Genomic DNA, 3,308 nt, shown 5'->3' on the forward strand with positions numbered 1-3,308 from the left:
TCGTCGGTCAGTTCCTCCTGGCGCTCCTTGAGCTCCTCGGAGACCTCCGCGGTCGGGAGCCGAGGGGCCGGCACGGTCCGCCGGACGTCCTAGCCCATCGTCTTCTGCCCGTCCAGCGCCTCCCGGATGATATCCGCGTGCCCGGCGTGCTGCGCCGTCTCCGCGATGATGTGCAGCAGCGTCCGGCGCGCCGACCAGCGCGCGCCCGGCGCGAACCAGGGCGCCGCCGGGAGCGGGTGGGAGTGGTCGAGGCCGTCGAGGCCGGCCACGATCTCCTCGGTCCGGCGCGCCACCTCCTCGTACTCCGCCAGCAGCCCGGCCAGGGTGTCCCCGGGCAGCATCCGCAGGTCGTCCGCCCACTCCTGGCGCCCTGCCGCCGACTCCTCGGTGACGTCCCCGATCGCCGAGGGCCCGGCCACGACGAAGGCGGTCCACTGCCGTTCGGTCGCCGCGACGTGCTTGATCAGGGCGCCCAGGCACAGCTCGCTCACGGTGGTACGCCGGGCGGCCTGCTCATCGGTGAGCCCGCGCACCGTGTAGCGGAGGAAGGCACGGTGCAGGCGCAGGGTCTCCAGCAGGTCGGCGCGTTCGGCGTCCGGCTCGGCAGAAGCGGGGGTGGTGGTCATCGCGGTACTCCTCGGGGTGGTGGTCCGTCACCGGCGCCTCCCACGCTAGGCAGCACAGCGGCCACTTCCTGTCCGGAAACACCCGGACAATGGGGGCATGGCGAACACCAGCTCCCGCACGCTCCGGCTGCTGTCCCTGCTCCAGACCCACCGTTTCTGGCCGGGCGCCGAGCTGGCCGGCCGGCTCGGCGTCTCGGTGCGCACCCTGCGCCGTGACATCGACCGGCTGCGCGACCTCGGCTATCCGGTCGAGGCCCAGCGCGGCGCCGTGGGCGGCTACCAGCTGGCGGCCGGTGCCGCGCTGCCGCCGCTGGTGGTCGACGACGAGGAGGCCGTCGCCCTGGTGGTGGGGCTCCAGGCCGCCGCGCAGGGCCCGGTGGCGGGCGTCGCCGAGTCCTCGGTACGGGCGCTGGCCAAGGTGGTCCGGGTGCTGCCGGCCCGGCTGCGGCACCGGGTGGAGGCGCTGCGGGAGGTCACTGTTCCCGCGCCCGGCTGGGACGGGGCGGCCGCCGCGCCGGACGGGGTGGATCCGGATCTGCTGACCGGTCTGGCGCTGGCGTGCCGGGACGCCGAACGCGTCCGTTTCGGCTACACGGCGGGCAGCGGCGAGCGCACCGAGCGGCATGCGGAGCCGCACCGGCTGGTCATGCTGGGCCGCCGCTGGTACCTGGTGGCCTACGACCTCGCCCGGCAGGACTGGCGCAGTTTCCGGCTGGACCGGGTCACCGGCGCGGCCCGCCCCACCGGGGCGCGGTTCCGGCCCCGCGAGCTGCCGGCCACCGACGCCGCCGCCTTCGTCCGGGCCGGGATCGGGCAACTGCCCACCCCCTACCGGGTCGAGGCGGTGGTACGGGCGCCGGCCGAGGCGGTGCGCGCGCGTATCGGCCGCTGGGTCACCGTCGAGGAGATCCCGGGGCCGGGCCCGGGGCAGGAGCCGGGCCCGGGGCCGGATTCCGACCGCTGCCGGGTGGTGATGTCCACCGATTCCCTGGAGTGGCCGCTGCTGGCGCTCGGCATGACCGGCGCGGAGTTCGAGGTGATCGGCCCGCCCGAACTGCACGATCTGCTCGTGGAGTGGAGCGAGCGCTTCCTGCGGGCCGCCGCCGGAACTGTCCCCTTTCGGTCATTCGCCGACCGGTCCGGAATGGCCCCGGACGCCCGTTGGTAAACAGAGACCGGCGGTCCGCTGAACACAAAGGGGTGAGGGGCATGGTGACCGGTTCCGGGGATTTGGCGGAGCAGTTGTCCGGCTTCGCGGCGTCCGGCCATCTGGTGCTGCCCGGCTTCCTCCCGGCGGACCTCGTCGCGCGGCTCACCCCCGAGGTCGACCACTGGGTGGACTCCGGGCTGCGGCAGCGCTCCATCGACGCCGCGCTGCGGCCCGCCGAGGTGGCGCCGCCGGAGCGGGTGGAACTGGACCTGGAGGCGCACGGCGAACTCGCCGCCTTCCCGCCGCTGCTGGACCTGCTCAGCCATCCCGCGCTGCTCGGCCCGTCGTTCGTCTTCCACCATCTGCACAGCGACCGCCGCCCGGCGGACGGCCCGGGCAAGAGCTGGCACCACGACTACGAGCAGCGCCCGCAGCGGCACCGCGACGCCCCGATGGTGCACGCGCTGCACTATCCGCACGGTCTGCGTCCCTCCCTCGGCCCGCTGGCGGTGCTGCCCGGCTCGCACCGCACCGTCGCGGAGAAGGACGCGCTCGCCCACCACGGCACCGCCGTCCTGCCGGGCGAGCGGGTGATCGGCGCGCTGCCGGCCGGCTCCACGGTGATCGTGCACTCCGCGCTCTTCCACACCCGCCGCCCGCCGGCCCCCGGCGCCGCGGCGTCCACCGCCTCCCGCTATCTGATCGACGCCTCGTACTGCCGCACCGGCGGCGAGCCGTGGCCCCCGGTCAAGCCGTACTGGCGGCAGGTGCTGGCGGCCGGACGGCGGCGCGGGCTGGGCGCGCGGCGCCGGCCGGGGCTCTTCGACACCTCCCCGTTCACCGAGTACGTGCCGTGAGGGTGCTGGAGCGCGTCACCTTCGAGCAGGTGCGCGCGCACTTCGACCGCGAGCACCCGTACGACCCGGCCGACGACGGCAACACCAACGACGAGGCCGCCGGCCATCTCCGCTCCGCCGAGCGCACGCTCGGGGGCCGCTGGCACCGGGTCCTGCTGCACGGCCCGGAAGTGCTGGACGTGGTCCTGCCCTGGCACCTGGGCGAGGAGGGCGCCGTGGAGCTGATCCCGCCGACCGGTCTCACCCTGGAGCGGGCCGCCGCCCGGCTCGCCGCCCTCGGCGACTCCTACGGGCAGACGAACCCGGTGTGCGCGGCCAAGCTGGCGCACCACCGCCGGACCGCCGCCCCCGCCCAGCCGCTGTTCCTGAGCACCCGCGCGGTGCCGGGCGAGGACTACGCGGCGCTGACCGTCCGCGCCGGGCTGATCCATCTCGACGGGCTGCACCGGATGCTCGCCTGGCGGGACAGCGGGCGGCTGGCCGCGGGCCGCTGGGTCGAGGCCTACGTGGCGGGGCTGGACGGTGGCTGAGGTCCGGCCCCGGAGGCCGGGCGGGATGTGTCAGACAGGTCCTGGGCCGTCTCTTGTGGATCTTCGCGGGGCCGCGCCGCCGGCTGCGGCACCTCGCCGCGTTGCCGAACTGCCCGGAGGACACCACCCTGAGGGCACTCCGGCG

Annotated in this window: 4 protein-coding genes; 3 read left to right on the plus strand and 1 reads right to left on the minus strand. The window is 75.4% G+C overall.

What is annotated here, in order from left to right; translation table 11 throughout:
* Positions 1-89 precede the first annotated feature (89 nt).
* A complete protein-coding gene (locus ACFV5N_RS26050; RefSeq protein WP_385604463.1) occupies positions 90-626 on the minus strand; it encodes a DinB family protein in 537 nt (178 codons plus the stop codon).
* A gap of 97 nt (positions 627-723) precedes the next feature.
* Here ACFV5N_RS26050 and ACFV5N_RS26055 point away from each other — a divergent pair, with 97 nt between their 5' ends.
* From ACFV5N_RS26055 to ACFV5N_RS26065, 3 genes are read left to right on the plus strand one after another with little or no spacing between them, the layout of a single operon-like run.
* A complete protein-coding gene (locus ACFV5N_RS26055) occupies positions 724-1,794 on the plus strand; it encodes a helix-turn-helix transcriptional regulator (RefSeq protein ID WP_385604466.1) in 1,071 nt (356 codons plus the stop codon).
* 41 nt (positions 1,795-1,835) lie between these two features.
* Positions 1,836-2,633, plus strand: coding sequence for a phytanoyl-CoA dioxygenase family protein (locus ACFV5N_RS26060; protein ID WP_385604468.1), 798 nt, complete (start codon positions 1,836-1,838; stop codon positions 2,631-2,633).
* Positions 2,630-3,163: a DUF6309 family protein gene (locus ACFV5N_RS26065; RefSeq protein WP_385604471.1), complete on the plus strand. Its 534-nt coding sequence runs from the start codon at positions 2,630-2,632 to the stop codon at positions 3,161-3,163. Before ACFV5N_RS26060 ends, ACFV5N_RS26065 begins: the two co-directional genes overlap by 4 nt.
* The last annotated feature ends 145 nt before the right edge of the window (positions 3,164-3,308 follow it).

The organism is Streptomyces sp. NPDC059853 (assembly GCF_042731495.1).
Classification (GTDB): domain Bacteria; phylum Actinomycetota; class Actinomycetes; order Streptomycetales; family Streptomycetaceae; genus Streptomyces.

Bases quoted from the DNA above. Each gene is read 5' to 3' on its own strand.
- ACFV5N_RS26055 (WP_385604466.1), top strand. From the start codon at position 724: ATGGCGAACACCAGCTCCCGCACGCTCCGGCTGCTGTCCCTGCTCCAG.
- ACFV5N_RS26050 (WP_385604463.1), bottom strand. From the start codon at position 626: ATGACCACCACCCCCGCTTCTGCCGAGCCGGACGCCGAACGCGCCGAC.
- ACFV5N_RS26060 (WP_385604468.1), top strand. From the start codon at position 1,836: ATGGTGACCGGTTCCGGGGATTTGGCGGAGCAGTTGTCCGGCTTCGCG.